This is a genomic window from Curtobacterium sp. VKM Ac-1395, assembly GCF_015350975.1.
Classification (GTDB): Bacteria; Actinomycetota; Actinomycetes; order Actinomycetales; family Microbacteriaceae; genus Curtobacterium.
Genome location: NZ_JADKRX010000001.1, coordinates 227,094 through 253,760, shown reverse-complemented (window position 1 = coordinate 253,760; position 26,667 = coordinate 227,094). Strand labels below are relative to the sequence as shown.

The 26,667-nt window shown below is 66.7% G+C and carries 31 protein-coding genes; 17 read left to right on the top strand and 14 right to left on the bottom strand.

What is annotated here, in order from left to right; genetic code table 11:
* Positions 1–255 precede the first annotated feature (255 nt).
* The gene (locus ITJ68_RS01340; protein WP_194659572.1) at positions 256–450 is read left to right on the top strand and encodes a hypothetical protein; all 195 of its coding nucleotides are present in this window, start codon (positions 256–258) and stop codon (positions 448–450) included.
* A 49-nt stretch (positions 451–499) separates the two neighbouring features.
* Here ITJ68_RS01340 and ITJ68_RS01335 read toward each other — a convergent pair whose 3' ends face one another.
* The 4 genes from ITJ68_RS01335 to ITJ68_RS01320 form a co-directional block, all read right to left on the bottom strand.
* The gene (locus ITJ68_RS01335) at positions 500–817 is read right to left on the bottom strand and encodes a hypothetical protein (RefSeq protein WP_194659571.1); all 318 of its coding nucleotides are present in this window, start codon (positions 815–817) and stop codon (positions 500–502) included.
* Between the two features lie 47 nt (positions 818–864).
* The gene (locus ITJ68_RS01330; RefSeq protein ID WP_194659570.1) at positions 865–1,149 is read right to left on the bottom strand and encodes a putative quinol monooxygenase; all 285 of its coding nucleotides are present in this window, start codon (positions 1,147–1,149) and stop codon (positions 865–867) included.
* 80 nt (positions 1,150–1,229) lie between these two features.
* Complete coding sequence (locus ITJ68_RS01325; RefSeq protein ID WP_194659569.1) at positions 1,230–1,433, bottom strand: hypothetical protein; 204 nt, start codon at positions 1,431–1,433, stop codon at positions 1,230–1,232.
* A gap of 5 nt (positions 1,434–1,438) precedes the next feature.
* Entirely contained in the window at positions 1,439–1,576 is a 138-nt protein-coding gene (locus ITJ68_RS01320) for a hypothetical protein (RefSeq protein WP_194659568.1), read from the bottom strand.
* A 378-nt stretch (positions 1,577–1,954) separates the two neighbouring features.
* Between ITJ68_RS01320 and ITJ68_RS01315 the strand changes: the two genes are divergently transcribed.
* Entirely contained in the window at positions 1,955–2,113 is a 159-nt protein-coding gene (locus tag ITJ68_RS01315) for a hypothetical protein (protein ID WP_194659567.1), read from the top strand.
* A gap of 89 nt (positions 2,114–2,202) precedes the next feature.
* On the opposite strand, the gene ITJ68_RS01310 is transcribed toward ITJ68_RS01315, so the two are convergent.
* Positions 2,203–2,772 carry a TetR/AcrR family transcriptional regulator gene (locus ITJ68_RS01310; RefSeq protein WP_071294216.1) on the bottom strand — a complete coding sequence of 190 codons (570 nt, stop codon included), beginning with the start codon at positions 2,770–2,772 and terminating at the stop codon, positions 2,203–2,205.
* 116 nt (positions 2,773–2,888) lie between these two features.
* Here ITJ68_RS01310 and ITJ68_RS01305 point away from each other — a divergent pair, with 116 nt between their 5' ends.
* Entirely contained in the window at positions 2,889–3,554 is a 666-nt protein-coding gene (locus ITJ68_RS01305) for an SDR family NAD(P)-dependent oxidoreductase (protein WP_194659566.1), read from the top strand.
* Positions 3,555–3,623: 69 nt separating this feature from the next.
* On the opposite strand, the gene ITJ68_RS01300 is transcribed toward ITJ68_RS01305, so the two are convergent.
* Complete coding sequence (locus ITJ68_RS01300; protein WP_194659565.1) at positions 3,624–4,247, bottom strand: hypothetical protein; 624 nt, start codon at positions 4,245–4,247, stop codon at positions 3,624–3,626.
* Between the two features lie 69 nt (positions 4,248–4,316).
* Here ITJ68_RS01300 and ITJ68_RS01295 point away from each other — a divergent pair, with 69 nt between their 5' ends.
* The 9 genes from ITJ68_RS01295 to ITJ68_RS01255 all read left to right on the top strand — a co-directional run bounded on the left by ITJ68_RS01295 (position 4,317) and on the right by ITJ68_RS01255 (position 13,067).
* Positions 4,317–5,516, top strand: a complete 1,200-nt coding sequence (locus ITJ68_RS01295; protein ID WP_194659564.1) for an ABC transporter permease — start codon at positions 4,317–4,319, stop codon at positions 5,514–5,516.
* Between the two features lie 128 nt (positions 5,517–5,644).
* Positions 5,645–6,709: an amidohydrolase family protein gene (locus ITJ68_RS01290; protein WP_194659563.1), complete on the top strand. Its 1,065-nt coding sequence runs from the start codon at positions 5,645–5,647 to the stop codon at positions 6,707–6,709.
* 287 nt (positions 6,710–6,996) lie between these two features.
* The gene (locus ITJ68_RS01285) at positions 6,997–7,497 is read left to right on the top strand and encodes an FAD-dependent oxidoreductase (protein ID WP_323743177.1); all 501 of its coding nucleotides are present in this window, start codon (positions 6,997–6,999) and stop codon (positions 7,495–7,497) included.
* 506 nt (positions 7,498–8,003) lie between these two features.
* On the top strand, positions 8,004–9,185 hold the full coding sequence (locus ITJ68_RS01280; RefSeq protein WP_194660147.1) for an IS30 family transposase: 1,182 nt from the start codon (positions 8,004–8,006) through the stop codon (positions 9,183–9,185).
* A gap of 87 nt (positions 9,186–9,272) precedes the next feature.
* On the top strand, positions 9,273–9,842 hold the full coding sequence (locus tag ITJ68_RS19690; protein WP_416354626.1) for a DUF2127 domain-containing protein: 570 nt from the start codon (positions 9,273–9,275) through the stop codon (positions 9,840–9,842).
* Entirely contained in the window at positions 9,839–11,020 is a 1,182-nt protein-coding gene (locus ITJ68_RS01270; RefSeq protein ID WP_194659560.1) for an MFS transporter, read from the top strand. Before ITJ68_RS19690 ends, ITJ68_RS01270 begins: the two co-directional genes overlap by 4 nt.
* 48 nt (positions 11,021–11,068) lie before the next feature.
* Positions 11,069–11,431, top strand: a complete 363-nt coding sequence (locus tag ITJ68_RS01265) for a metalloregulator ArsR/SmtB family transcription factor (protein WP_323743176.1) — start codon at positions 11,069–11,071, stop codon at positions 11,429–11,431.
* 98 nt (positions 11,432–11,529) lie between these two features.
* Positions 11,530–12,462 carry a cation diffusion facilitator family transporter gene (locus ITJ68_RS01260; protein ID WP_416354625.1) on the top strand — a complete coding sequence of 311 codons (933 nt, stop codon included), beginning with the start codon at positions 11,530–11,532 and terminating at the stop codon, positions 12,460–12,462.
* Positions 12,459–13,067 (top strand): cation transporter, encoded by a 609-nt coding sequence (locus tag ITJ68_RS01255; protein ID WP_194659558.1) that lies wholly within the window; start codon positions 12,459–12,461, stop codon positions 13,065–13,067. Before ITJ68_RS01260 ends, ITJ68_RS01255 begins: the two co-directional genes overlap by 4 nt.
* 14 nt (positions 13,068–13,081) lie before the next feature.
* Here ITJ68_RS01255 and ITJ68_RS01250 read toward each other — a convergent pair whose 3' ends face one another.
* Genes ITJ68_RS01250 through cmtR form a run of 3 tightly spaced genes read right to left on the bottom strand, consistent with a single transcriptional unit; the run spans position 13,082 to position 14,352 of the window.
* Positions 13,082–13,303 (bottom strand): hypothetical protein, encoded by a 222-nt coding sequence (locus ITJ68_RS01250; RefSeq protein WP_194659557.1) that lies wholly within the window; start codon positions 13,301–13,303, stop codon positions 13,082–13,084.
* Between the two features lie 15 nt (positions 13,304–13,318).
* Complete coding sequence (locus tag ITJ68_RS01245) at positions 13,319–14,002, bottom strand: cation transporter (protein ID WP_194659556.1); 684 nt, start codon at positions 14,000–14,002, stop codon at positions 13,319–13,321.
* A complete protein-coding gene (cmtR, locus tag ITJ68_RS01240; protein ID WP_194660145.1) occupies positions 13,999–14,352 on the bottom strand; it encodes a Cd(II)/Pb(II)-sensing metalloregulatory transcriptional regulator CmtR in 354 nt (117 codons plus the stop codon). Before cmtR ends, ITJ68_RS01245 begins: the two co-directional genes overlap by 4 nt.
* Before the next feature lie 150 nt (positions 14,353–14,502).
* On the opposite strand from cmtR, the gene ITJ68_RS01235 reads away from it, so the two are divergent.
* The 3 genes from ITJ68_RS01235 (at position 14,503) to ITJ68_RS01225 (ending at position 18,108) form a co-directional block, all read left to right on the top strand.
* Positions 14,503–15,369 carry an AraC family transcriptional regulator gene (locus ITJ68_RS01235; RefSeq protein ID WP_194659555.1) on the top strand — a complete coding sequence of 289 codons (867 nt, stop codon included), beginning with the start codon at positions 14,503–14,505 and terminating at the stop codon, positions 15,367–15,369.
* 188 nt (positions 15,370–15,557) lie between these two features.
* Positions 15,558–16,133: a VanZ family protein gene (locus ITJ68_RS01230; protein WP_194659554.1), complete on the top strand. Its 576-nt coding sequence runs from the start codon at positions 15,558–15,560 to the stop codon at positions 16,131–16,133.
* Between the two features lie 421 nt (positions 16,134–16,554).
* Positions 16,555–18,108 (top strand): hypothetical protein, encoded by a 1,554-nt coding sequence (locus tag ITJ68_RS01225; protein ID WP_194659553.1) that lies wholly within the window; start codon positions 16,555–16,557, stop codon positions 18,106–18,108.
* A gap of 784 nt (positions 18,109–18,892) precedes the next feature.
* Here ITJ68_RS01225 and ITJ68_RS01220 read toward each other — a convergent pair.
* The 4 genes from ITJ68_RS01220 to ITJ68_RS01205 form a co-directional block, all read right to left on the bottom strand.
* Entirely contained in the window at positions 18,893–21,277 is a 2,385-nt protein-coding gene (locus ITJ68_RS01220; RefSeq protein ID WP_194659552.1) for a S8 family peptidase, read from the bottom strand.
* Positions 21,270–22,460 (bottom strand): AAA family ATPase, encoded by a 1,191-nt coding sequence (locus ITJ68_RS01215; RefSeq protein ID WP_194659551.1) that lies wholly within the window; start codon positions 22,458–22,460, stop codon positions 21,270–21,272. The genes ITJ68_RS01220 and ITJ68_RS01215 overlap by 8 nt, the downstream gene beginning before the upstream one ends.
* Before the next feature lie 99 nt (positions 22,461–22,559).
* Complete coding sequence (locus tag ITJ68_RS01210; protein WP_194659550.1) at positions 22,560–22,886, bottom strand: CU044_2847 family protein; 327 nt, start codon at positions 22,884–22,886, stop codon at positions 22,560–22,562.
* 693 nt (positions 22,887–23,579) lie between these two features.
* Positions 23,580–23,942 carry a hypothetical protein gene (locus ITJ68_RS01205; protein ID WP_194659549.1) on the bottom strand — a complete coding sequence of 121 codons (363 nt, stop codon included), beginning with the start codon at positions 23,940–23,942 and terminating at the stop codon, positions 23,580–23,582.
* Between the two features lie 327 nt (positions 23,943–24,269).
* Here ITJ68_RS01205 and ITJ68_RS01200 point away from each other — a divergent pair, with 327 nt between their 5' ends.
* The gene (locus ITJ68_RS01200; protein WP_194659548.1) at positions 24,270–24,830 is read left to right on the top strand and encodes a hypothetical protein; all 561 of its coding nucleotides are present in this window, start codon (positions 24,270–24,272) and stop codon (positions 24,828–24,830) included.
* 154 nt (positions 24,831–24,984) lie between these two features.
* Here ITJ68_RS01200 and ITJ68_RS01195 read toward each other — a convergent pair whose 3' ends face one another.
* Positions 24,985–25,389, bottom strand: a complete 405-nt coding sequence (locus tag ITJ68_RS01195) for a hypothetical protein (RefSeq protein ID WP_194659547.1) — start codon at positions 25,387–25,389, stop codon at positions 24,985–24,987.
* A 285-nt stretch (positions 25,390–25,674) separates the two neighbouring features.
* Between ITJ68_RS01195 and ITJ68_RS01190 the strand changes: the two genes are divergently transcribed.
* On the top strand, positions 25,675–26,514 hold the full coding sequence (locus ITJ68_RS01190) for a CPBP family intramembrane glutamic endopeptidase (RefSeq protein ID WP_194659546.1): 840 nt from the start codon (positions 25,675–25,677) through the stop codon (positions 26,512–26,514).
* Positions 26,515–26,667: the final 153 nt, after the last annotated feature.

Genomic DNA, 26,667 nt, shown 5'->3' with positions numbered 1-26,667 from the left:
GCTCGCGGCCGCTGCGGTGCTGGCATTGGAAGAAGGGCCGCGAACCCGTGCCCGCGGTGTGGTTCAGGACCGATCAGGGTGCGAGTGGGTCGATTCCGGTTTCCGAACTCACTCCCGTGACCTTCACTGATGACGAGGACCCTGCCCAATTCATCGGGACAGTGACGGCCTTCGGTGCCCACGCCGCTCCGGCGACCTAAACGCCGTCCGACCGCCCATCGGTTGTCGGACGATTGTGCCGGATAGCATCTCGCCGTGGGATCGATCAGACCTTTGCCTCGTGCGCTCGCCTGGCTCGTCACTATCGCTGCCGCGCTGATGCTCGCCCTGGGGCTTCTGGACTTGGTCATCAACACTGGTCGAATCGGCTCATGGCTGCCGCTGATCGTGCTCATGCCTTGGTCTCTGTGCCTCGGCGTGTGGAGTCTCCGCAATCAGAGCAAGCGCTGATCGCTCGAACGAGTGCTAGTCCGTAAGTCGATCGGCTACCGGTCGTAAGTCACTTCAGGAGCGATTGCACCGCGTTCCATAGGTCCATCTGCTTCCCGCCGGCGAAGAGCGCTCCCGCCTTCTTGAATCGGTAGGTCGTAGCGCCCGGCATGCCCGCCCCGAGCAGACGCACTTGACCCACCAGGCGGCCGTCCTCTGCGCTGGACACATGCCAGTCCGACGGTGAGCCAACAGGAGGGCCCTGACACACGACGAGGTACCTGTGGCCGGCGTCCGTCTCAACCTCGAACTGTTGCACATGGTCCAGGTCCGCATCGCGGCCCTGCTGCTCGCCACGGACGGTCACCAGCCGGATGTTCGCCTGCATACCGGAAGGATCCCACCAATCCCCATGCGCGCCCGGTCAACGATGGCTCATCGGTCGAGTTCGTCAACGACGTACCGGCGTTCGATGCCGGCAGTAGCTCGACCCCACTCACTGGACTGCACTCGCTCCTGATGAGCGTCGAAGTCGTCGCGGCTCTCGAACCGTTCCTCGACGGACCACGTCAACGGACTCTCGGTCGGGGCGACCTCGAAGGCGACGCATCCTGGTTCGGCCCGGGTGAGCCGAGTGTGTTCCGGGAGATGCTCGCGAACTCGACGAGATTCCTCCTCAGTCGCACACAAGAGCTGGCCTGACAGTCTGATATCGCCCATTGCCCGAAACTAACGGGTCAAGCGACGTCCCGACAGCCGATCCTTCTGCGGACATGGCCGTCGGGCGACCCGACGAAGGATCAGCTGAAGATGCCCTGATGCGCGAGCCCCCAGAGCATCGCACCGCCTGCAATCACTCCCCCTACCGTGGCGAGCACATTCGAGAGCCGATTCGTTGGCTCTGTTGAGCCTTGAAGCTTCCGATAGAAGGCGTGTCCGATCGCTGCCATCAGGAACCCGGCTCCGATCGCGAAGACGACGACCACCTGAACGGGAACCATCATGAGGACTACTTCCGCCGTCGCCGGATCGACAGTGCAGCGCCCACGATCAGGATCACGACCACCGCAGCAATCCAGATCTGCGGGGGCAGACCATTCGATGCGCCCGGCGGGTTCACGACGGCCAGCAGTCCTGCGGGTTCCATGTTCCCCGCCTAGAGAATGTCCTATGTCTAGGTAGACGTTCGGCTACCGGACGCGTCTGGCAGCGATACCGTGCAGGGGTGTCGAGTTCTGGCGTCGTCAAGCCACGGTCGCGCGTGAGTGCTGCGCTTGTCATGGCTGCGCTGGTGGCCTGGCTTGCTCCAGCGTCAGTGATCGCTCTCCGCCTGGCATGGGCGGACCCTCCTTCTCGAGTGCCCGTGCATTGGACGGGATCAGGCCCTGACCAGTGGGCTTCGGCGGACGCTGCGTTCTGGTCGTGCATCGTGCCGGGCATCGTCGGAGTACTCGTCTGCAGTCTGCTGGTCGTCCCGTTGTCTTCGGACGCGTCGCGATGGGGCACTGCGATCACTTTCGGGGCGGTGAGTGCGGGAACGGGCATCATCGCGTTCTTCTGGGTCGCGATGATGCTCGCTGCCGAAGGAGCGGGGGCGCCGTTCCTGGTCATCCTGGCCCCGCTCGGACTGGGAGTGCTTGTGTTCGGCCTCTCCCTGTTCGTCCAGACGAGTGCCGCCCGGTAGGTGATCGGCTCCACAGACGGATGGTTCCTGCGTTGCGGCCCAGCGATACGGGAGCGGCCTTCCGGGTGATGCAGGGGCGCGTCGCGGCGTCAGCCCTGGACGGTCCAGGCAGCGGAGATGCTCCGGTCGACGACACGGCGCCACCCGTCCGGAGCGGCAGGGTCGTGGCTGGCCATCCCGGCCATCCACAGGACGGTCATCAGGTCATCGGGCGTGAAATCCGCGGCGAGAACGCCGGCGGTGTGTGCGTTGGCGACGAGTTCCGCTCCGAGCGCCATGGATCGTTCGCATGCGTTGATGAGGAGGACGGCGTCGGGGTAGCGCCGGAGCATCGCGTCGTTCATCGCCGGGTCGCTTCGCTGCAGGTCGATCATCTCAGCGATGAAGGTCTCCAACTGCGCGCGCGGAGTGTCCTGGGACAGTGTCCGTTCCCGCAGGGTGCGGAGCTTCGCGCCCGCGATGTCGGGCACGACGGCGTCGATGAGGTCTTCGCGCGATCCGATGCGGTTGTAGAGCGTCCCGATGCTCACCCCGGCCTCGCGCGCGATGTCCTCCAGTGGCGCAGAGAGCCCTCGCTTTGAGAAGACGGCGATCGCGGCAGCGCGGAGCTTCTCGACGTTCGCCTGCGCGTCTCGGCGCAGGCGGGGTGCGGTGCTCACAGCGACTCCGGAGGAAATTGAGGTCAGCCTCAACATAGGCTGCAGAGGTTTGAGGACGACCTCAACTTACCGCACCAGCTCGCACGGCCCGGCGGTGGGCCACGGAAGGACGCATCATGCCCCTCATCACCATCATCGGCGCAGGCCCTGGTCTGGGTCTCGAGATCGCGCGGGCCTTCGGGCAGAAGGGCTTCGACGTCGCGCTCGTGGCCCGCAGCCAGGCGAACGTGGACTCCCTGGCGGGTGAGCTCGTCGCGGAGGGCATCCAGGCTCGTGGTTTCACCGCCGACGTCAGCGAGCCCGACACGATCCGGAGTGCCCTCCGATCGATCCGGGAAGCGCTCGGGCCGATCGACGTCCTCGAGTTCTCCCCGGCTGACCGGACCCTGGAGTCGGTCGACGCGGTGGACGTGACGATGGAGAACCTGCAGCCACAGCTCGACTTCTACCTCGGCGGCGCCATCGCGGCCGTCGGAGAGGTCCTGCCGGCCATGATCACGGCGGGCGCCGGCACGGTCCTCGTGACCACCGGTGGCGGTGCGCTCGCCCAGACGCCGGTCCGCGGGAACGTCAACATCGCCGCGGCGGGACTCCGGAACTGGACGCTCAACCTCAACGCCGCCCTCGCGGACAAGGGTGTCTACGTCGGGTTCGTCGCCATCACCGCGCTGATCGGCGGTGGGCGACCGGACGCTGAACCGGCGGTCATCGCGCAGTCCTACGTGAAGCTCCACGACGAGCGGCGGGACGCCGAGCTGCACTACGTCGCGTACGACGGCTGACGCGCCTCCCGCCCGGGCTGCTGGCCTGGGCGGGATCCGCCGGACTGCCGGGACCCGGATCCGCGCGGTTCAGCCGGCGCCAGCCGCTGCAGCCGCCGCGGCGAAGGTCCGGAGTGTCGCCACCTGCTCGGCCGTGCTCGGGGGCGCGTCGGCCATCTGCCACGTCGACACGAGCGCGATCATGCCGCCGATCGTGAAGGTCCGGGCGTCCCCGGTCAGAGCGATCTCCGGTCGATGGTGATCGGGATCGTGATCCGACTCCGACAGCCAGGTCGTCATCGCGGCTGCGAGCACCTCGGCGACGCGCTCGCCACGTGGAACGGCGCGGAGCTTGTCGAAGAAGCCGCGATCCGCACGTCCTGCGGCGAGCAGCGGTTCGATCCCGCGCTCCCGCACGGCTTCGGTGAGGGCCTGTGGGAGGTTCGCCGCGGCCTCGTCGAGGGGGAGCCAGTCCTCGAGAAGCCGACTGATCCAGAGGTCCGTCGCCAGGTCGCCGACGTTGCTGTAGTGGTTGTGGAGCGCTTGTCTGCTCAACCCAGCGCGCTGTGCCACGGCGCTCATCGAGATCGTCTCGCCCTTCGGTGTCTCGGACACCAGGGCGGCCAACGCCCGGATCAGGGCAGCGCGGGTGCGGGTGACGCGCGGGTCCACCCGTTGGCTCGCGAGCGGCACCGTGCCTGTTCCGTCCCTCATGACTCCATCTTGTCAGAGCCCGGACGCTGATGTACGTTCGTCATCTACTGGACAACTGTAAAGGACATCATGACGCACGTAACCGAGCCTGCCACTGGCCGCGGAGACGGCCCGCAGCACCCCGAGTTCGAAGCGGCGGCCGCGGGCGGTGCGCTGGACTCCGAAGGGCCGGGATCAGCACATCGCTACCGGAACCTGGTCCTCGGTGCGATCGCGATCCTGCTCCTGGCGATGGCGATGTTGACGAGCTACTCGAGCGCGTTCGGCAACCCGACGCCGAACAACGTCCATCTCGCGGTCACCGGCGACGCTGGCGCGATCGTCGCGCTCGAGCAGCAGGGGTCGCTGGATCTCACCGTCGTGGCCTCTGAGCAGCAGGCACGATCCGCCGTGCTCGACCGCGACGTCGACGGCGCCGTCATCCTGCCGGCGCCGGGCAAGGGCGCCGGCGTCACCACCTACATCGCCAGCGGCGGTGGCCGCGGCCTGGGCCAGGCGGTCTCCGGCATCGGCGACTCGATCGCGGCGAAGCTGCAGACCACCAACACGGCCACCGACCTCGCACCCCTGCCGAAGCAGGACCCGGTCGGGTCGATCGAGTTCTACGCGATCCTCTTCGCCGGCCTTGGGGCTGCCCTCGGTGCGACGGTGTTCGGACGCATCCTCGGCACGGTCGACACGGCCGCGAAGTTCGTCGAGCGCAGCATCGTCCTCGTGCTCTACGCCGGTCTCCTCGCCGGACTGATCACCCTGTGGATCGACTCCGCACTCGGGGCGGTGACCGTCGGTCCCTGGGCCGTGTTCGGGATCCTCTGGCTGACCGGAGTCGCCATCGGGGGAGCGGTCACGGGCGTCGCCGCACTGGGCGGAACCATCGCGGCTCTGGTGATGACGCTCGCCCTGGTGATCCTCGGGAACACGTCATCCGGTGGCCCGCTCGGGATCCACGTCCTCAACGACTTCTTCCAGACGCTCTACTACGTCTTCCCGCAGGGCGACGCGCTCGACCTGCTGCGGTCCGTCCAGTACTTCGACGGCGCTGCGGTCGCCGCCCCGATCATCCGGCTGAGCATCTGGGCAGTGGCAGGGATCCTGCTCACCCTGACGGCGATGCTCCTCCGGAACCGACGCGAAGCCGCTGCTCGACCGAAGGGCGGACTCCGTCACGAGCAAGGTCCCCGCTCGGTAGCCGGCCCATCGGGCTCCCACCTCGAGTCCGCCGCAGGCACGCCGAACGCGGCCCTGCTGCCGTTGACCCCGACGCCCTGAACACCACAGGCCTGCTCGACGCCCGCAAACGGTCGAACCACTCCCGGTGCGACCGGCGGGAACCATCACGACAACCACTTCTGCACACAACCAGCCCTCATTGCTGAGGACGATCGGAGGACCGTACCATGCAAGGCAAGATCGATGTCCACCAGCACCTGCTCCCGCCCCGCTACTTCGACGCACTGGCAGCGGCAGGATCGAAAGCGATGGGGGCCGGCGCCCCGGGGGATGCGCCGGCTGCGACCGGAGGGTCCGCGCAGTGGGACCCGTGGGGTGGGAGCGGCGGGACCGCACCGCGACGAGGGCCCCGGGCCATCGGCGGCTGGTTGATGCCGGAGTGGAGCCCCGAAGCGGCGATCGCGATGATGGACGAAGTGGGGATCGAGACCGGGATGCTCTCGATCAGCGCACCGGGCGTGCACTTCGGTGACGACGCCGCGGCGCGCCAACTCGCCCGCGAACTGAACGACTACCAGGCCGAGCTGGTCCAGGAGCGGCCCGACAGGTTCGGGCACTTCGCGGTGCTGCCGCTGCCGGACTTCGACGGCGCGGTCGCCGAAGCCGTGCGAGCACTCGATGAGCTCCACGCCGACGGTGTGCTCCTGCTGTCGAACGCGCACGGACGGTACCTGGGCGACCCCGCGTACGAGCCGCTGTGGGCAGAACTCGCCGCCCGCTCAGCCGTGGTCTTCGTGCACCCCACCGCACCACCGATCACGCAGTTGCCGGGGATGCCCACCGCACTGCTGGACTTCCCGTTCGACACCACCCGCACCGCCGTGGACCTCGTCGCGCACGGCGTGTTCGACCGCTACCCGGAACTGCGCGTGATCCTGTCCCACGCCGGTGGTTTCCTGCCCTACGCCGCAAGCCGGTTCAGCGCTGCCGCGATGTTCAACCCGGGCACCACGCCGGAGCGCATCCAAGCGGGCCTGCGCAAGTTCTACTTCGACACCGCCCTGTCCGCATCTCCCACGTCGCTGCCGTCACTGCTGGCGTTCGCGGAGCCCGGCCACGTCCTCTACGGCAGCGATTTCCCCTACGCAAACCCCGACTGGACCGCTCGCTTCGACCATGACCTCGACGCCTACGACGGCCCTGGCGCAGAACGACTGGGTGACGTGCACCGGACAGCCGCCGAACAGCTCTTCCCCCGCTTGGCGAGCGAGAGCGTTCCGAGGCGTCAATGACCATGGGGGACTGTCGGGAGGATGAGTGCGTCGTGGTCGGCACACGACCTCGCGCGCCTCATCGGAGCATCCTTCTCCGACGACATCGCGGTGCCGCAGGCGCTACCGCTCATCGTTGCCACCGGTGGGCCGCGGCGTCCGATGAGCCGTGGTCGGCCTGACAGGGCATTCGCACGCACCGCCCTGCGCAGGCTCTGCGACGAGATCACCCCTGGCTTTCTGGGGCCTTGTCCTCTGGGGTGGCGTCGTGCAGAACCTGCTGCATCGCCGGAGGTGAGTCGCGCCCGATGATGGAACCGGACGAGGATGTCCCCATGAAGAACGTTGTCGTCGTCGGGGCATCGATCGCGTACCACGTGGCAAAGGCCGGCGCCCGGGTCTCCGTGATCGAACGGGACAGGCCCGCGTCGGGCGCGAGTGGAGCCTCCTTCGCCTGGATCGGCAAGGGGCCGACGCCGCCGAGGCCAGCTCAGGCGCTATTCTCGCGTGCGCTCAAGCTCATGGCGAAGGAGCTGCAGGTCCCCGTCATCGCGCTGTCGCAGCTGAACCGTGGGCCCGAGCAGCGTGCGGACAAGAAGCCGATGATCTCCGACCTGCGTGAGTCGGGGTCCATCGAGCAGGACGCCGACATGGTCATCCTGCTGCACCGTGAGTCGGCGTACGAGAAGGACAACCCGCGGCAGGGTGAGGCGGACCTCATCGTGGCGAAGCACCGCAACGGGCCGACCGACACCATCACGGTGGCGTTCCACGGGATGTTCTCGAGGTTCGTGGACATGCCGCAGTAGGTGCTCCTGTCTGTGAACGGACATGCAAAGTGTCGCCGGCTCACGAAACGTGTCGCCGGCAGCTCGGAGCGACAGATTGCCTGTCCATTGCGTCACGCCAGTCCACCTTCGTCGGATAGAAACGATCACTGTCGCATTCCGTGGGATGTTCTCGTGAGCCGTGATGTCGGTCGTCCACAGTTCTGTCGTCGCGCACACAACTTGTCTCCTTCGCGCACAACCTGTCGCCGTTCAGCGCGGGCGGGGTCACCCTGGTTATCCGCGCGAGCCCTAGGCCTGTCAAACGCGCGCGAAGCGTCCGTATGACGCACCTCACTTCGAGGGACCGCGGACCACCTATGTGAGACGGAGTCTTCCGGCAGCCAGCGCGAGGACGGGGATCTCAGCGATGCAGCGACTTCGGTCGCGGGAACTGACTCCGCGTTCGGTGCGAGCAGCTGAATCCGGCAGCCGATCCTTGGGTTCAGCTGGTCGTTGCAACACCACCGTGAATCGGAGTGCTGCAGATGGGATCGAGGCTGGAACACCGTGCCCGAGAGGCACGGTTCTGGGAGCTCTTGAGACAGGGCCTTGGACGGACGGCGGCCTGTGATGCTGTCGGTGTGGACCGACGTCAGGGATACCGATGGGTCAAAGCAGCCGGCGGACGGAACCCGTTCGCCCACACGCCCCGCTCCGACAGGTACCTCAGCCAGGAAGAGCGGCTCCAGATCGCGGACCTGCGCCTCGGCGGTGAGGGCGTGCGCGCCATCGCGAAAGCACTCGGTCGGGCACCGTCGACCATCAGCCGCGAACTCACCAGAAACGCCGCAGCTGGCGGGAGCTACCGCCCCTACGCCGCTGAGAAGCAATGCCGTGTCCGAGCACGGCGCCCGAAACCGCGGAAGCTGGACCTACTCGAGCTCGCTCTGCAGGTCGAGGTGCGGTTGGTGCGGAACTGGTCCCCGGAACAGATCCGTGATGACCTGGCCCGGTCCTTCCCGAACCGGCCGGAGATGCACGTGTCGCACGAGACGATCTACCAGTCCCTGTTCGTCCAGGGCCGCGGTCACCTGCGCGCTGACCTGCACACACACCTCCGCACCGGCCGTGCGATTCGCCGGCATCGAGGCGAACCCAGGCGGGCGTCGTGGTCGAAGATCCGCGACATGATCCTGATCAGCGAACGCCCCGCCGAGGCTGACGATCGGGCCGTTCCCGGGCACTGGGAAGGCGACTTGATCGTGGGGATCAACGCCAGGAGCGCGATCGGCACCCTCGTCGAGCGCACCACCCGGTACGTGATGCTGCTGCACCTGCCTGATGGGCACAGCGCCGACGCGGTCCGCGACGCGATGATCCCGACCATCCGGACCCTGCCCGAGCATCTGCGTCGGTCGTTGACGTGGGATCAGGGCACCGAGCTTGCCCGACACAAGGACATCACCCTCGCCACCGACCTCGCGATCTACTTCTGCGACCCCCACAAGCCCTGGCAGCGCGGCTCGAACGAGAACACCAACGGCCTACTGCGGCAGTACTTCCCGAAGTCCACCGACCTCAGCATCCACAGCCCGGAACGGCTCCTCGAAGTCGCTGCCGAACTCAACGGACGACCTCGCAAAACACTCGACTACCGCACCCCGGCAGAAGCCTTCGAGCAGCTACTGTCAGACCCGAAACAATCACCCGTTGCAACGACCCCTTGAAACCGCCATCGGCTATTGAGACACCTTGGAATGGCCGGTCCCGATGGGATTGAAGGTTCATGAGGCGTCGCGTCGGAGACTGTGGGCATGCATCGAGCACGGTGGTCACGGGAGCGGTGGTTCGACCTGGTCTTCCTGGTCGGGTTCGTGTTCAAGGCCGTCGACGGGCTGGTGGAGTTCGTCGTCGGGATCCCCCTGTTGCTGCTCCGTCCGGTGCAGCTCGGCGCCATCGCTCGAGCGGTCACGGCTGGAGAGCTCGGCGAGGACCCGGATGATCTGGTCGCGCACCTGATCTGCCACGGGGTGGTGACACTAACCGGCGAGGCCACCGTCGTCGCGGCTGTGTACCTCATCGTTCACGGGCTGGTGAAGCTCGGGATCGTCGCTGCGATCTTCCGCGGCTCGTGGCTACTGTACCCGTGGGCGATCGCAGTGCTCGGGGGCTTCGTCGTCTGGCAGGGGTACGAGTTCGTCCGGCACTGTCGGGCTGGTGCTCCTGACGGTGTTCGACCTGGTCATCGTCGCGCTCATTGTTCGCGAATGGCGGCACCATCGCAGCCTCGGCGACGTCATCCGAAGCCTCATCGGGTGTCGCCACCACACCGGCACCAGGTGGCAGGAACCCCGTCCGCGTCGTCTGCCACACTGAGCGGGTGACGACGACCTCGCCGCCGCCCCGCGGGCTCCCACCCCTCTACCTCGCCGGGTTCACCACCGCCTTCGGCGCTCATGGCGTCGGTAGTGTCCTCGGCGCCGAGACTGACGACATCGGTCTGTCTCTCCTGGGTCTCGGCATCGTCCTGGCGCTGTACGACGTCGCGGAAGTGGTCCTCAAGCCGCTGTTCGGAGCGCTCAGCGACCGGATCGGTGCGAAACCGGTGATCGTCGGCGGCCTCATCGGCTTCGTCGTCGCGTCCCTGCTGGCGCTGCTGCAGCCGACCGTCCTCGTCCTCGCCATCGCCCGCCTCGGGCAGGGTGTGGCGGCGTCTGCATTCAGTCCGGCCTCGTCGGCAGCGGTCGCCCGCATCGCGGGGAAGCAACGACTCGGTCGGTACTTCGGTCGGTACGGCGCGTGGAAGAGTCTCGGCTACGTCGCCGGGCCGCTGATCGGCATCGTCCTCGTCCAGACGCTCGACATCCGCGCCCTGTACATCGCCCTTGCGCTGCTCGCCGGTACAGCTGCCGCGTGGGTCGCGGTCGCGATGCCGGCGCTGCCCGTCCAGCCACGGCCGCGGTACACGGTCGTCGACCTCGTCCGCCAGACCGCCGACCGCTCGTTCCTGGTCCCGACGATGCTCCTTGCGACCACCACCGCCGTGCTCGGCGTCGCGATTGGGTTCCTGCCGCTGCTGGCGAACCGCCTCGACCTGCCCGCCGTCGTCGGCGCCGTCGCGATCGCGGTCCTCGCACTGGTGTCGACGCTCGTGCAACCGCTGACCGGCCGGCTCCGCGACGCCGGCCGGATCAGCACCCGCACGGGCAGCACCGTCGGCCTCGCGGTGGCCGCGGCCGCGCTCGTCCTGCTCGCGGCCGCCCCGGACGTGGTGACGCTGTTCGTCGCGGCGCTCGCGTTCGGCGTAATGATCGGGCTGGTCACGCCCCTCGCGTTCGCGCACCTCGCGGCAGCGACGCCGGAGGAGCGGATGGGCCGCACGATGGGCAACGCGGAGCTCGGTCGCGAAGCCGGGGACGCCGGGGGCCCGCTGCTGGTTGGCGCGGTTGCTGCTGCGTGGACCCTGCCGGCCGCCCTCGGACTCCTCGCGGCGGCGACCGCCGCGGCGAGTGCCGTCAGCTGGATCTCGCTGCGACGAACACGGCGCACGACCGCGCAATGACCCCGGTCGCCCTACTATCCGGTCACGAGCAAGCGCTACTATTTGCGTGTGCACGTAGATAAGCAGGCATGCGGCCTTAGTCCGGAGTCGGAGTACGTCGAGCTCGCGGTGGAGGTGTTCGCGATGCTCGCAGACGCCACGCGGGTGAAGATCATCCTCGCGTTGCGGAGCGCGGAGGAGATGTCGGTGAACCACCTCGCCGACGTCGTGGACAAGAGCCCGGCAGCAGTGTCGCAGCACCTGGCGAAGCTGCGGCTGGCTCGGATGGTGTCGACGAGGCGGGAGGGTACGACGGTGTTCTACCGGCTGACGGACGAGCACGCCTCAGAGCTGGTCATCGACGCTGTGAAGCAGGCTGAGCACGTCGTCGGTGCTGCACCGCATCACCGCGGGGAGCGGGAAAGCGCATGACCGGCCATGACCACGCGGCGGCCCACGCGGAACACGATCATCCGCACGGCCACGACCACGACCACGGTGAGCATGGGCACTCGCATCCGCACGGCGGTGTGAAGGGGTTCCTGTACGACCTGTTCGTGCCCCACACGCATGATTCCGCGGACTCGATCGATGACGCGATGGAGGCCAGCACCGCCGGTGTCCGCGCGCTGAAGATCAGCCTGTTCGTCCTGCTCGGCACGACGATCCTGCAGGCGGTGCTGGTCGGGCTCACCGGGTCGATCGCGTTGCTGGCGGACACGATCCACAACTTCGCGGACGCGTTGACCGCGGTGCCGTTGTGGGTCGCGTTCGTCCTCGGGCGACGGGTCGCGAACCGTCGCTACACGTACGGCTACGGCCGCGCGGAGGACCTGGCGGGCATGTTCATCGTGTTCGTGGTCGCCCTCTCCGCCGTCGTGGCTGGCTGGCAGGCCATCGACCGGTTCATCAACCCGCGGCCGATCGAGAATCCCTGGCTGCTGGTCGCGGCAGGGCTTGTCGGGTTCGCTGGCAACGAGATCGTCGCCATCTACCGCATCCGCGTCGGCCAGAAGATCGGCTCCGCCGCGCTCGTTGCCGACGGGGTGCACGCTCGCCTCGACGGATTTACGTCACTTTCCGTCGTCCTCGGGGCCGTGGGGGTGATGCTCGGCTTCCCGCTCGCGGACCCGATCATCGGTCTGCTCATCAGCATCTCGATCATGCTGCTGCTTTGGGGCACCGTGAAGTCGATCGGCGCGCGGCTCATGGACGCGATCGACCCGGCGCTCCTCGAGCGTGCTGAGCACGCGCTCGAGCACACGGACGGCGTTCACGCCGTGCGGGACGTGCGGGTCCGCTGGGTCGGGCACCGCCTGACCGGCTCCGCCACGATCGTCGTGGAGGCCAGCGACCTTCACGAAGCTGCGCACGTCGCCGCCCATGCGTCCGAGCACGTGCACGAGGCGATCGGCAACGTCGACACGTTCACCGTCACTCCCGCGCCGCCGTCACGTCGATGAACATTCCGGTCGACGACGTCCACCGGATGCGGCTGCTCCGCGTCGGTCGGGGCTTGGAGTGGTGCACGCTCGCGTGGAACGTGATCGGTTTCGTCGTCCTTGCTGTCCTCGCGGTACGTGCAGCGTCGGTTGCGTTGGCCGGCTTCGGGTTGGACTCGGTCATCGAGATCGGCGCGAGCGTCGTTGTCCTCTGGGAGCTGGCGGGGACCGGCGCCGCCCGGCAGGAGCGAGCGCTACGGCTGATCGGCGTGGCATTCATCGCCCTCGCCGTCTACCTGACCGTGCAGTCGGTGACGGCGCTGGTCACCGGGCACCATGCCCGTCCGTCCGCGGGCGGGATCGCGTGGTCGGCGATCACGGCGGCGGTCATGTTCAGCCTCGCCGCCGCGAAGGGCCGGGTGGGCCGCGCGCTGCGGAATCCGGTCTTGCAGACTGAGGGGCGGGTGACGTTCATCGATGGTGTCCTCGCCGTGGCCGTCCTCATTGGTGTGCTTCTGGACGCGACACTGGGCTGGTGGTGGGCCGACCCCCTTGCCGGCCTCGTCATCGTGTTCTACGCGGCCCGCGAGGCCATCACGATCTTCCGACCACCGTCCGCAGCCTGAGAGAGCCGGATCAGTCAGAGCCCGAGTAGGCGACACGCGCCGATGCGACGCTCGGCGTCATCCAGGCTGTCGCAGGTGAACTTCAGGCCGGAGCGGAGCATGCACACCCGGCACGCCTCCGGCAGCGTTTCGATGTCAGCGACCGGTTCGGTGGTGTCGGCGGACCAGAGGCGGTAGTCCGGGTCGAGGGCTTCGGCCTCGAACCAGTCCAGCAGGAATCGCTCGCCGCGCTGCATCGGTGGGCTGCGCGGTCAGCAGCAGTCGCAGGCGTCGACCTGTCGCTCACCCGTGAGGGCGGAGACGGGTTGCTTGCAGGCGTCGCCCCGCCACGCTTCGAGGCCTTCGCGGACGGCGAAGACGACCACAACTAGGCCGGCGATGGGATCGGCCCAGGTCCACCCGAAGAGGGTGTTCAGCAGCAGGCCGAGAAGGACGGCGGCGGAGAGATAGCTGCACACCAGGGTTTGCTTCGAGTCCGCGATCGCTGATGCGGAGCCGAGTTCCTTGCCGGTGCGGCGTTCCAGGAGGCTGAGGAATGGCATGATCGCCAGGCTGACCGCGGCGAGGACGATACCGACGGTGCTGTGTTCCGGTTCGCGGATGCCGGTGAGTGCCAGGATCGCGTCGACGCTCACGTAGAGGGCGAGACCGAAGAACGAGACCGCGATGACCTTCAACGCGGTGCGTTCGCGCGCTTCTGGGTCGTGGCCGGCGAACTGCCATGCAACAGCCGCGGCGGAGAGGACCTCGACGATGGAGTCCAGGCCGAATCCGACCAGCGCCGTGGACGACGCGATGGTGCCGGCGCTGATCGCGACGATTGCCTCGATGAGGTTGTAGGTGATGGTTGCCGCGACGATCCACCGGACCCGGCGCTGCAGGAGCAGCCGCCGCGCAGCGGAGAGTGGCGTGCTGAGCTGGATGGTGGCGCTCATGCGCCGACTCCGCAGCACAGCGGTACGTCGCAGTCCGTGTCGGTGCAGCCGACGCCGTCGTCGACGGCGAGGACGACGTCGACGAGCGCTTCGAGGGCACGCGTGAGGTGCGGGTCGGCGATTTCGTACCGGGTGCTTCGTCCCTCCGGTGCGGCGACGACGATGCCACACCCGCGCAGGCACGCGAGGTGGTTCGACACGTTCGTCCGCGTCAGTTCGAGCTCTTCCGCCAATCGCGCCGGGTAGCCGGGGCCGTCGAGTAGCCGGAGCAGGATCCGCGACCGAGTCGGGTCGGCAAGGGCCCGCCCCAGTCGATTCATGACGTCGAGCCTCGGCGCTATGGTCAGCATTCGATGACTATACAGTGCACGGTGACATGAGGTGAACAGCAAGCGATCGGCTATCGGGCACGTTGCGGGGCAAGAAGGCGATCCGATCGGACCGCGATAGTAGGGTGCCGGTTGTGTCGACCCGGCAGTGTGGGTGTCGAAGGAGGCGGCATGATCGCGGAGCTGAACAGACTGGTCGAGCTGGTGGAAGGTCGCCTGAACGACGACCTCGATGTTGGGTCGTTGGCTCGGAGCCTGGGCACGACGGAGTACCACCTCCGACGGATGTTCTCGTCACTCGCTGGGATGCCGCTCTCGGAGTACATCCGGCGACGTCGAATGTCAGTCGCGGCAGCGGATGTTCTCGGACACGAAGACTTGTTGAGCATCGCGGTGCGGTTCGGCTATGGCTCAGCCGAGGCGTTCGGTCGAGCGTTCCGATCCGTGCACGGTGTCAGCGTCGGCAGCGTCAAGCGAAATGGCGGCCCCCTTCGAACGCAACCGCAACTCAGGTTCCGCCTGACCGTAGAAGGGAACATCACCATGGACACCCGCATCATCGATCGACCGGCGTTTCACCTCGTCGGCCACGCGACCCGCGTGCCCCTCATCCACGAGGGCATCAACCCGCACATCCAAACCCACATCGCCTCGCTGCCGGCAGCAGAACACGCACGCCTCAAAGCCATGAGCGACACCGAGCCGGGCGGCCTGCTGCAGGTCAGCGTCGACGTGGACCCGGATTACACCGAGGGCAGCGAGCTGACCTACCTGCACGGTGTGGCCGTGACGGCGACGACTGTGGTGGGCGATGATCTCGACACGATCGAGGTTCCGGCTGGTACGTGGGCGGTGTTCCACACCGAGGGCGAGTACCCGGCTGCGCTGCAGGAGGCATGGGCTGCGACCGCGACTGACTGGTTCCCGTCAAACCCCTGGCGGCTCCGGCCCGGACCGTCCATCGTCGCGGTACTCGACCGCGCCGACGACTTCAGCACCGCCACCTGCGAGCTCTGGCTGCCCGTCGAGCGCGCCTGACCAAATGGGTCTGTCGGCGGTGACCTGCCGACAGACCCACGCCCGCTCAGGGATCGTCTAGCGGACGCGGGCGCGCGTTCGGTCAGCGCGGGGACTGCGCCCTATCTGGCATCAGTTCGCAGCGACCTGCCCGCGGATCAACCTCGAGAGGGACGCGTCGGCCAGGCGAGATGGGCAGGATCGTTTAAGTGTCTGACAACCCGTTCGGCGAAATCCCCGCCTTGCCCGTTGCCCTCGTAGTCGGCGCCATCGCCTTGCTCATCCAATTGCTGCTCCTGCTCCGCGGCGGACGATTCACCTGGCCTCGCGCAATCGTCGCGGGCGCACTCGCTGTCTACGCTGCCGGGATCTTCGCGAACACCGTGCTCCCGATCTCCCTCAACCGGCCCCCGCAGCTGCAGCCGTGGACACCGAAGTTGGCCCTGATCCCGTTCTCCGACTACGAGGTCATGGACGCGATCACCAACGTGATCGTGTTCGCCCCGCTGGGCATCTTGATCCCCCTGCTGATCCGCCGACCGTCATGGGCGAAGGTGGTCCTGACCGCCGCAGCGATCAGTCTCGCGATCGAACTCCTGCAGATCGTCACGGACGGACTCTTCGGCGGCGGCCATGTCGCGGACGTCAACGACTTCCTCTGGAACACCGTCGGCGGGGCCGTCGGCTACGCGATCTTTCTCGTGGTGTCGCGCACTCCAGGCTTGTCGCGTCTCGTTGAGCTGTTCCGCTGGCACCCCGCCACGAGGAGCACGCGCATCGCCTGAGGCCAGCACAAGTAGATCGGCAGCACCCGCGGAGCAGGAGACTCTCTGCGGGCGATCCCACGTCTCGGTGGGCCATCGGTCAGGAGAAGATTGATGCGCGGGCCCAGGGCGGCCTCCGTCGTGGGATATACGAGCTGGTCAAGAAGCGGCACAAGGTCAGCGCAATCGTCCACTTCGAGCCGTCGCGTTCGCATGCCGGGAGACCAGTCCCGCATGAGGGCTGTCCGTCGAGTCGGTCGAAACCCGCCAAACGCACTGTTCTGGGATGTGGTGCTGTCTTCAACGTCCGCGCGCTTCGGGCCGGGTCGCGAAAGAACACCTTTGGTCTTGGCAGGCGGGTACTCGATACTGCCCGGAGTGCCTCACGGAGCGGCCGGGTGTCTTCTACCTCAGATGGCGAACACCCTGGGCGTTCTGCTGCATGAAACACCGCCGCGTCCTGCTCGACGGCTGCTCCGAGTGTCACGCGCCGGTCGTCGAAATGCGACACCGCGAGGCAACCCTCTTCAATCCATCCACATGCCGTGCGAGGCTCGAAGCGAATGTCCGCACAAGCTTCTGTCGGGCGGACCTGCGCCAGGATTATGACGACTACCGGTTGCCGGAATCATCGCCAGTACTAGAGGTTCATCGCCTCCTCGTCGACAGTGAAGCCGATGGAAGCACACGCGGCCTGCTAAGCCTGCTCCAGGCAGCCGCAACCGGGTTGCGGGCCGCGAAAGCGTACGACGAAATCGCCGAACTCAGCGGGATTCCGGCCGAGGACCTCCTAGGGCTGTTCGACGATGAACAACGCATAGGGGTCAGCGCTCCGGGCAGTTCCTTCGCGATGGCAGCACTCGTCGGCGCGGCGTACACACTCACCCGTCTCGAGGGTCGTGAGACTCGGAGAATCATCCGCCAAGCGACATTCGCAAGGGCACCAGCATTCGTCCCCCGCGATGCTGGTCTCGCGCCTGGAAGCCCGACAGAGCTCCTCTCTCGCTGGCCAAAAGCACCGTCACGATTCCAGGCGCATATTCTCGCCGCCCACGATCAAGATTTCACAGTTGGCCAAAGAGTGCTCTGGGATACGTCGCCAGGATTCGCGGATACGGGACCAAGCTACGATCCGGACCAGCGCTTCTCTCATGTTCCACAAGCCCTGTGGCCGGAATGGTGCAGTCGTCTCGATGTGGGAGGTGCCGTCGACACCGACACGCTCTCCCAAGCCCTCGCCACGGCTGTGCGGCTCAACGGATCACGCGGAGAGTGGAGCGATACAGGCAGCGCTGCAATCGCGCGAGTTCTTCGGCCCAACCTGCTGGGCAGCCCTGAAGAGACAGATCGCATTCTGACAGGCATTGGAGCACTCGCTCGGTCCGTCGACGATGCGCGAGACGCTGTCGACTACGCCTCGCGAACCGATCTCCCTGTAGACGACCTTTTGCAACCGAATCATTGGGCGCAGATCGCCGAGAGCATCGATATGGACCCTGGCTCGGGTCGCAAACGCCGAAACGCGCGACGGTATCTCTGGCAGCGGCTGACCGCCACTCTCGCGAGCGAGCTCGATGGCGATCTCGCAATCGGCAGGACTCGCGCTGACAGGGCCGAGTACACGGACTTCCGAACCCGCATGACTTTAGAATTTCAACGTGCCCTTGACGCATACGCCACCGCCTTCTTGCGACATCACGGCTGTGCCGAGCCGGTCGTCTGGCTGCCGCATGTGCCCGCCGATATCGAGTGGCCTGGTCCAGACATCCTTGACCTTGACCTGCAACGCTTGTATGACATGCTTGCGAACAAAATCGTCGTACAGCATCGTCTTGCTGTTGAGTTGCACGTGTCGCCGCGGAGGGTGCTGCGTGCCATCGACGCCGCCCCACCATCTGCCGGGACTCCCAGTACTTCGTTGGATTGGGTTGCGATCATTCCTCCGCGCGATGCACTCACTGCGTGGACGGAAAACACCTCGCGAGATCTGCGTTAGCGCTCATGAATGAATCATGCGGTGCGCTCCAGCGAACGCTCATCCGCCCAAAACGGGAAGACAGGCGGCTGTCACTCGTAGTCCCGCCCCGCGGGGAACCGGAGGCATACATCCCGCGATAGCGTGCCCTACACGCCATCCGGTCCTCGCCCCTGATGAACAGCATCCGCGGTGGCTGAGTCCGGCCCTAGTCGAACGCTCTGTCAGGCGCGGTGTCTGGTCTAGTGCGGTGCGCCGATCAGGTACAAGTTGGACCATGCCTTCTGATCTTCCGGGGAGCCGCTGTCGGTCGCGGCGATAACACCGTCCCGGCAGGGTCTATGACGCCGACGATCTCGGAGACGTCGGGGGCGTGTTCGGCGCCCGGTATGTCGGTGAATCGCCATAGCCCGTCGTTTTCGCGGGTGCGGGTCCACCGTCCTTCGACGACACTGATGTCGTCATCGGTGTCGACCGAGTCCACTTCGTCGGCGATGTACCGTGCAGACAAATCCGAGTTCTCGGGGTCGGCTTGGCCGTCCGGCAGCCATGGTTGGGTCGCCAGGATGGGGCGGGCGGTCCGGCGAGCACTTCGACGGTGCCTTCCCGGTCGTCGCGGTAGCTCGCTACCGGCCAAGTCGTCGTCATCTTCCACACCGACGCGACGACCGGCGCTGCCGCAGTGATCGCGGCCGCGACTTGGTCGGTAACGACGAGCAATTGGCCGCCGTAGTGCACCTGCTTCGCCTCGACGCCCTTCGGCAACATGCAACGCGCGCGGCTGCCGCGAGGATGGTGCCGACGACTACGGCGCACCACCGATCTCGGCCTCGACGTCCGTGGTCACGTCGATGTTCGCGGTGACGGATTGTTCGACGGAGACGACCGGGAGTTCGGTAAGCACTGACCACCGTGCGTCGTTCTCGATTTCCGCGTAGACGGGCACCCCGCTGCGAGAGCCGATCGTGACGACGAGGGTGAACTCGATGTCCTCGGTGTCGGCGGTGATCCGACCGCCCTCGCGGCTGACGTGACTGATGTCGATGCGGGGCTCGTTCAACGAAGTGCCCTTCAGCGTGTCGGAGGCGCACCAGAGCGATTCCCATTTGCCCTGCTCGCGCCGGGTTTTCTCATCCGCCGTTTCAGTCTTCAGTGGGCGGGGAGATGGGTGCACGCTGGGACGCCATCCTGCGGCGAGGAGCTGCTGGATCTCATCGGCGTCGTGTTGCAGATTTCTTGTCTTGGTGACCTGTTTGCCAGTGGTGGGGTCCTTGCGGCGGAAATCGAACCGTTCCGAGTGCGGCCGGAACGTCGCTTCCAGACCGGCGTTGGTGTATTCCCCGGCCTCTGCACTGTCGGTCGCGGTCGCGAACGCGAGCGTCCACTTCACGTCGTACTTGCCGGAGCCGAGGTTCGCAGGCACCGGAATCAGGAATCCGAGGACTTCGTCTCGTGCGATCAGCCCCTGGTAGATCACCATCGCCTCGCCCGGCCCGCACTGCAAGATCTCTGCGGCGTCGCTGGTGAGTCGGCCGTGTCCGGCGCGGTGGATGTCCTCGTCACCGATCGGGTCCGCGCCGTGGGCGATGAGCGCTCGGAGCGTCGGCGCGTCGCTGGCTGCGGCGAGCTGAGTGCGCAGCTGCGCGACAACGTGCGTGACCAGCGGTGCGGCGTAACTGGTACCGAAGTCGTCGTGCACGATGCTGCCGTCGCCCCGCACCCGGCCAAACTTCCGGTCCTTCGTGCCGCCGAACGCCAGGACGCTCGGCTGCACCCGGGCGCCGGCGCGGCCGGGGCCCCGGCCGGAGTACGCTGCCGCCGCCCACGTGTCGTCCGTCGCCGGCGCGTCGGCAGCGCCGACACACAGTCCGTTCACCATGTCGCCGGGCACCTGCACCCGATGGAATCCGGCCCGTTGGTCACGTTCGCCGTTATTGCCGGCGGCGGAGACGAACAAGATGCCGTGCTCGTGGGCGAGCTTGTCCAGCACCGCGGTCCACCGATGCGGTTCACCGTCTTCGGTAGCGACCTTCGGCCCGAGGCTGAGGTTAACAATCTCCGGCTTCCGCGCTAGCACTTCCTCACGGATCTGCCGCAGGATCCACGCATACTCCTGCGCGTCACGATCCGGGGTTGGGAGGATCTGGAAATGCGTCACATGCGCCGCCGGAGCTGCCGCGGTACGGCCGTCGGCGAGATCGCCGTACAAGATCGCGGCGGTAACGGCGCTGCCGTGCCGCTGACTGTCCGTCGACGCCGTCCGTCCGGTGAGGTTGATCGCTGTGGTTGAGGCAGCGAACAACCGCTCGGAAGCGTCGATGCCGCCGTCAAAGACGAGCACCTCCGGTGCCGAGGGCGATGCTGGCGCCACGGCTTCGTCGACGACGCCCGAAACGTCGCTGGCGTCGGTAGCAGCGAGGACGATCGCCGGAGACGGCGTGAGGGAGCGGAGCGGATTGAAGGCGGCGACTGCGTCCAACTGTTCTGCGGGCAGGTCCAGCGCGACGAAGGTCAACCCGTCGATACGCTCGTTAAACTCCTCGTGGACGACACCACCGACGGACTGCACCAGCGCGGTGAACTTGGTAAGCACGTCCGCTCCGGCGGGAATCCGCGCACGGGCGCTGGTCGCCACCGGGTCCGGGTGCAGCACCGCCTCGAACGGGCTGAGGTCGCCGCTTTCCTGGTCGGCGGGCGCGGATCGGGGCGCAGCGAGACGGATCGCGTTGAACTGACGCAACTCGTCGACAGCGCCCTGCCGGGTCTTATCGCCGCCGGTGTCGGCGAAAAGCCCCTCGATCGCGGCGAGGTCGGCGTCGTCGACGGCGAGCAGGTACGACTTCGAAGGCGCCTCGGTGTCGCCGGTACTTGGCAGGCTGCTGACGCCGGTGATCATCTTCGACCCCAGCGGCGCGATCCGCAGCGCAGTCAGCAGTCGACTCGGGTAGTAGGAGTTCGCGAGGTAGTTCGCCCACACGTCCGCTTCAATGACCACCTTGCCGGTGCGCAGCGTTTCCGGCAGGGCCGCGATAGCTCCGCGGACCTGCTGAATCTGCGGGGTGAGGATCTCGCGTGCTTCCGCGGAAGTCCGCGGATGGGTCTTCGGCCCCCCGCCGCTGCTGCGGACGATGGGGCCGCCAAGCAGTTCCCCGTTCATTAGAACGCGTCCGCCTCCGGTGCTGTCAGTCATGCTGTCCCCCCTCGCCACGATGGGCGGTGTCTCTGCCGGTGATGTCGGTGCCGATGGTCGGATGGCTCACCCCGAGCCACGTGGCGATGCGCCGGTTCGTCCAGCCGAGTGCCGTCTTGGTCAGCCGCGCCAGTTCGGTGCGGTCTGCCGCGGAGCGTTTCGCGATCGCCTGCGCGCTCTCGCCCGCGGCAAACATAAGCGCCGCGGAGATGTTCGGTGCATGCTCTCGATCGGCCTCGCCGACAACCTCCTGCCGCACCGTGCGGCGAATCCAATTGTCGAGGTCCGCTTGGCTGAACCCCTCGGTGACGATCGCTAGGATCTGCACGGTCTCCTCTGGGAAACCTTCGCGGAGTGCGATCGGATGCGAGCGCACGAGCGCGGCGCGTTCCGGCAGCGTCGGCAGCGAAAACGTCAGGGTCAGATCGAATCGGCGATGCACCGCTGGGTCCAGCAGCTGCGGATGATTCGTCGCGGCGACCAGGAGACCGCCGACTGGCCACCGGTCCAGCTGCTGCAGGATCACGTTTACGACCCGACGCACCTCACCGACGTCGCCGGAGTCGTCGCGGCTCTTGGCCAACGCGTCGAACTCGTCGAGGAACAGCACCATCGGCTGCTCCGCCGCCTGCAGCAGCACCTCCTGCAGGTTCTGTCCGGTCCGGCCCATCAGGCTCGACATGATCGATGCGATGTTCACGGTCAGCAACGGCAATCCGAGTCGAGTGGCGATGTAGCCCGCCGAGAGGCTCTTGCCAACCCCGGGTGGTCCGGTGAATAGCACCGCTCGGGACGGTGACAAGCCGTACGTAGTGAGCAGGTCCGGAGACTGGTGTTCCCGGATCAACGACTCGATCTGCGCATTGAGCCACTCGCTGTACACCGGCGGCACCATTGGCTCCGGCCACTGCAGCCATCCGTTCTGGCTGCCGGGTGCGGTCGCGGCGCCGTATCGCAACGTCGTCGACGTCGCACCCCGAAGGGGGCTCTCGTCCCGCGCGGGTGCCGCGGAAACCGTTGCGACCAACTGCTCCTTCAAGGCGGCTGCGGCGCCGGCGGCGGTCGGCGGCCGGCGGATGTATCGCCGGCACAGCTGCTGCACTCCGTCCACGTCACCGGTCAACGCGACCCGCACCACATCCACCAACGCCAGCTCTGCCGGACCAAGATCGTTCACCGCCATAACTCCATGCTCACACATGGCACCGAGATTTACCACCGGAAGAAGCCGTAAATACAAGGGTCTGGTCCGTCGTGGTAAGTCTGTGCGTCTGTTCCGCAGTTATTTACCGGCCTCGGGCTTCCAGAGGATGCGGACGCCGAAGGTTGCCTCGCCGGAGGCCTTGCTCACCAACGGAATGCTTGCCTCACCGCTCAGGGTGACGCCGAAGGACAGCTCGACCTCCTCGGGTGCGGCGGCGCCCAGCTCGGTGCGGAGCGTGGCCATGATGTCGGTGCAGGACTTCGCGATCACCTTGCCGACATCCTCGAGTCCGGACGCAGCGTTCTCGATCGTGGTGTGCATCCCACCGCGCAGCGGGCTCTCCACGCCATCGACCTCCACCGCGAACCAGGGCTTGCCGTCCGCGTCGAGAATGATTCGTTCCATCCGAGCCTCCATGAGTCGAGTGCTCCTCACTCTAGGGGCGACGTGCAGCCGGATCGGTGCGGCGCGCACACGTGCCGTCGTTGCCGCGCTCAGGCGAGGGCCCCGAGCCGAGTCCCGGACAGGCGCTCCGCAGCGGACTCCGCATAGCGATACGAGAACACCCCTGCCTGCAAACCACCCCTCGATCCCAGCGCTGACGCGGAGTTGCTCGGAGCGACAGATTATCTGAGCCACGCCGGCGACAAGTTATTCGGCCACCCGCCGACTACGGCGGCTTTGGGCGACAACTTCCGCGAGCGTTCACACTGTCGTCGTCCGCCAGCAACCGTGTCTGACTGCCACCGAACGTCTCTGAAACACGGACACGAACACGTTGTTCGGCAGCACGGACGGGTCACGTTGACCAGGGTCGGCTGCGTCTTCGTGCGTCGCGAGGTGTCCGATCGCCAGACGATCAGTCGGGCTCGGACCTCATCGGCGGTCAGGTCGTGGCCTGTTGCATGGACGCCGGGCCAGTTCGGGCCGGCAAGAGGCACACTGGCGGAATCGTGGAGTCAGCACCTTGTCACGCGTCGTCGACGATGGATCTCGAAAGGGCGCATCGGGAGCAGGCGGGATGACAATGACGTCACACTTGTCCCCGACGACGGTCGTGTCGATGCAGCAGAGCCGATGACGCCCCTACAGTCATGATCACCGAGGGGGCGATGAGCGATGTCGTACGACTTGTACGTGTACGGGGACGAGCTGGACCCTGCGGCGCTGCGGGCGGCCGCGCTCGTCACCGATCTGGTTGTCGAGGACGACTCGCCGTCGTTCACGGTCGTTCGCGGCGCTCGTCGCCGCTACTCGTTCACCGTCGAGCAGCCCGAGCGGATCGAGCCCGAGGATGTCCCAGAGGAGGTCACGACAGTCCTGCTCGGCGCGACGTCCTTGGTCGTCGTCCATGTCGAAGGGTCGGCGGACTCCGAAGTGCCGCACGCGATCCGGGCCGCCAAACGCATCGCCATGGCCATGCGAGGAGCCGTGCACGACGTTCAGACCGACGAGATCCACCGCCGCGGAACCAGCAGGCCAGCGAAGCCATCTCGCGGCGCGATCGTCACGACCCTCAACATCAACTGGTGGGTTCGCACAGGCGGACTCGACCTCACATCAACCGCGGAGACGTTCATCGAACTCGCTCGCAGGTACTTCCCGGATGCGCTTCCTCGCCGGTACGGCACGACGGAACCGCTTCAGCACCGGTGGGAACCCGGTGGGGCGGAAGCGTTCATCACCTCCCTCAACGAAGAGCCGATGGTTGGTGCCAGGACCTGGTGGACGGGGAGCGGCTCGGTGGCAGACGGGAGCCTCGGCTCGTCCTTCTGGGAGGACGCGGTGGTGACGTCCCACTCTCTGACGATCTTCGCGAACGCCCTCGACGACGTCCGTCACCGCGAATCCGTCGTGCGGTTGTTCGCCGCGTTCGCCAGTCGGATCGATGCCGTGTACGCATCCGCTTCGGTCCTGCACGGCGCGGAGTGGTCCGGTCGGCAGCTCTGGTCTCCGACGTCCGCCGAACGCGAGCTCGGTCTCGGCCCTCGTGGCATCTGGAAGGGGTTGCCGCCGACACCGACGTGGCTGTCGTGGTTCGGCACCGACTACGCCGACGAAATCGGCCCGCACCTCTCGTTCGGCTCGGTGCAACGCCACGACAGTGGCCTCTTCCACCGGTCCGCGATCGAGCCGGCCGATCGGGCCGACCTCGCACGACTGCTGACCCCCGCGACCCCGCCCGTCGGGCGGCGATGGTTCGGCCTCCGCGGGCCGCGACAGCGACAAGCACCCGAGCCCGAGTCGTGGCTGCCGATCGAGTACCTCGCCGTCACCTCGCAATCGGACCCGACTACATACCCGACAGCGGAATCCGCCCCGGTTCTTCCCCAGATGCTGCGGACGTGATGAACGCAAGACGGCGAAGACCCGATTGCACGAGAAGCGCACACGTCGATGGGCGATGGCCTACCGGGCCCGGGGCGCAGCTCCCGAAGGAGCGCGGACAAGCAAGATGAGCCTGCCCACCAGATCGGTGACAGGCTCATCGGGGTCCGTGCTCTCAGCCCTGGAGGCCACCGAACGCCGCTGGGATCTCCTCAGGAGGGAGTGCCAGGAGCTGCTTCATGTCGAGTCCGGTGTCTTCCACGATCATCTCGTAACGACCTGCTTCCAGTTGGTCGTAGACCGCGTTGACGGCGAAGTCTGCCTCGATCATGGGGACCAAGCCCACGAACTCGGTAGACATCTCGGTCACATCGTCGGCAATCTGAGCCGCGTCGAGGATGGTCTGCTCATCCGTGACGTCGATGCGCAGCGGGACAACGCGCGGATCCTCCCATGTCCCAGGCGTGCGCGACGCGGCGTAGACCTTCGAGGCGCCCCGCGCAAGGGCCTTCTCGAGGAAGACTGCTCCGAGGCCGCGGTTGGCGCCGGTGATGAGGACCGTGCTGTCAGCAATGTTCATGACTGTTCCCGTCCGTCTCCGGAATCGTTTCCACAGACGTGCTCATGGTCCGCTTGAAGACCGTGCCCGCACCAGCGTGCTTTCACTGAGATTCGCTCCCCCACCAGTCTCAACAGTCGCTCGGTGAGTGAGACGGCCTGAGACGGGAGCGCCGTGGACGACAAGTGAGCGGAGCAGTTAGGTTAGAGGCGGCGCACAGAGTGCGCTCAGAGGCGCCGGAACGACCGGCCGGGGCCTTCGATCTCGTCACAGCAACGTCTGCAGTGGGGACCAGGGGAGACGGCCATGAACACCACTGCTGAACGATCAGGATGGGCACGCTTCTGGAATGACGGGCGGTGGTGGAAAGCACTCGTCCTCGCCGTCGGCTACCTCGCGATCTACGAGCCGGCCTCCCTGCTGATGGCACCCTTCGTGCCGTACATCGGCGACGAGGACTCAACCAGCTACGTGCTCGTGCTCATCGCCGTCCCGGTCCTCATCGGCGGCCTCGTCCTGGTCGGGTTCGGGGCAACCGTCGGATGGCTGCGGAGCACCTTCGAGCGTCAGTCGATCCGCGGGCGACGGTGGATGTGGATCGCGATCGGGGTCGTGCTGGTGTTCAACGTGCTGCGGTTCGCGAGCATCGACTACTCCGCAGCAGGGTTCGACTGGGTCGCTGCGTGGCTGCTCGCCGGACTCGTCATCGGCTTCTCCGAGGAACTCCTCACGCGCGGACACGTCGTCCGCATCATGCGGTCCTCGGGGCACTCCGAGGTCGCCGTCGGTCTGGTCTCCGCGGCGCTGTTCGCCCTCCTGCACGGGAGCAACCTCTTCACGGGTCAGGCACTCGGACCCACGCTGCTGCAGATGGTCTACACGTTCTTCTTCGGCTTCTGCATGTACCTCGCGTTGCGGGTGACGCGCACGATCGTCGCGCCGATCCTGCTGCACGCCAGCACCGACCCCAGCATCTTCATGCAGGGCACCCACCCGGTGACCGGCGGCCTCGCTTCCCTCGCCCAGCTCGGCAACATCGCTGTTGTCCTGGTCGGGGTTGTTCTCCTCATCGTCTTCCTCATCTCGGAACGACGCACACGGCACCACGACCAGACCGTGCTGTCTCACTCCGTCGGGGGCTCCTGAGCAGACGCGGAGCGTCCGCAGAACAGTCCTTCATCAGGCCGTACATCGCGCCGAACCGAAGTGACGAGGAGCCCGACCCCCATCTCCAGGATCGCTGGCGTCTCCCGAGTGGTGTCCAGCGAGTGAACACTGACAGCTCGGCGCGATCCTGAG

What these genes read in the sequence shown, in the direction of transcription:
- ITJ68_RS01190 (WP_194659546.1), top strand. Translation starts at nt 25,675, where the DNA reads ATGAACACCACTGCTGAACGATCAGGATGGGCACGCTTCTGGAATGAC.
- ITJ68_RS01335 (WP_194659571.1), bottom strand. Translation starts at nt 817, where the DNA reads ATGCAGGCGAACATCCGGCTGGTGACCGTCCGTGGCGAGCAGCAGGGC.
- ITJ68_RS01295 (WP_194659564.1), top strand. Translation starts at nt 4,317, where the DNA reads ATGACGCACGTAACCGAGCCTGCCACTGGCCGCGGAGACGGCCCGCAG.
- ITJ68_RS01300 (WP_194659565.1), bottom strand. Translation starts at nt 4,247, where the DNA reads ATGAGGGACGGAACAGGCACGGTGCCGCTCGCGAGCCAACGGGTGGAC.
- ITJ68_RS01245 (WP_194659556.1), bottom strand. Translation starts at nt 14,002, where the DNA reads ATGAGCGCCACCATCCAGCTCAGCACGCCACTCTCCGCTGCGCGGCGG.
- ITJ68_RS01250 (WP_194659557.1), bottom strand. Translation starts at nt 13,303, where the DNA reads ATGCAGCGCGGCGAGCGATTCCTGCTGGACTGGTTCGAGGCCGAAGCC.
- ITJ68_RS01305 (WP_194659566.1), top strand. Translation starts at nt 2,889, where the DNA reads ATGCCCCTCATCACCATCATCGGCGCAGGCCCTGGTCTGGGTCTCGAG.
- ITJ68_RS01255 (WP_194659558.1), top strand. Translation starts at nt 12,459, where the DNA reads ATGAACATTCCGGTCGACGACGTCCACCGGATGCGGCTGCTCCGCGTC.
- ITJ68_RS01225 (WP_194659553.1), top strand. Translation starts at nt 16,555, where the DNA reads ATGAAACACCGCCGCGTCCTGCTCGACGGCTGCTCCGAGTGTCACGCG.
- ITJ68_RS01235 (WP_194659555.1), top strand. Translation starts at nt 14,503, where the DNA reads ATGATCGCGGAGCTGAACAGACTGGTCGAGCTGGTGGAAGGTCGCCTG.
- cmtR (WP_194660145.1), bottom strand. Translation starts at nt 14,352, where the DNA reads ATGCTGACCATAGCGCCGAGGCTCGACGTCATGAATCGACTGGGGCGG.
- ITJ68_RS01330 (WP_194659570.1), bottom strand. Translation starts at nt 1,149, where the DNA reads ATGGGCGATATCAGACTGTCAGGCCAGCTCTTGTGTGCGACTGAGGAG.
- ITJ68_RS01195 (WP_194659547.1), bottom strand. Translation starts at nt 25,389, where the DNA reads ATGAACATTGCTGACAGCACGGTCCTCATCACCGGCGCCAACCGCGGC.
- ITJ68_RS01325 (WP_194659569.1), bottom strand. Translation starts at nt 1,433, where the DNA reads ATGATGGTTCCCGTTCAGGTGGTCGTCGTCTTCGCGATCGGAGCCGGG.
- ITJ68_RS01320 (WP_194659568.1), bottom strand. Translation starts at nt 1,576, where the DNA reads ATGGAACCCGCAGGACTGCTGGCCGTCGTGAACCCGCCGGGCGCATCG.
- ITJ68_RS19690 (WP_416354626.1), top strand. Translation starts at nt 9,273, where the DNA reads ATGCATCGAGCACGGTGGTCACGGGAGCGGTGGTTCGACCTGGTCTTC.
- ITJ68_RS01285 (WP_323743177.1), top strand. Translation starts at nt 6,997, where the DNA reads ATGATGGAACCGGACGAGGATGTCCCCATGAAGAACGTTGTCGTCGTC.
- ITJ68_RS01215 (WP_194659551.1), bottom strand. Translation starts at nt 22,460, where the DNA reads ATGGCGGTGAACGATCTTGGTCCGGCAGAGCTGGCGTTGGTGGATGTG.
- ITJ68_RS01220 (WP_194659552.1), bottom strand. Translation starts at nt 21,277, where the DNA reads ATGACTGACAGCACCGGAGGCGGACGCGTTCTAATGAACGGGGAACTG.
- ITJ68_RS01280 (WP_194660147.1), top strand. Translation starts at nt 8,004, where the DNA reads ATGGGATCGAGGCTGGAACACCGTGCCCGAGAGGCACGGTTCTGGGAG.
- ITJ68_RS01210 (WP_194659550.1), bottom strand. Translation starts at nt 22,886, where the DNA reads ATGGAACGAATCATTCTCGACGCGGACGGCAAGCCCTGGTTCGCGGTG.
- ITJ68_RS01290 (WP_194659563.1), top strand. Translation starts at nt 5,645, where the DNA reads ATGCAAGGCAAGATCGATGTCCACCAGCACCTGCTCCCGCCCCGCTAC.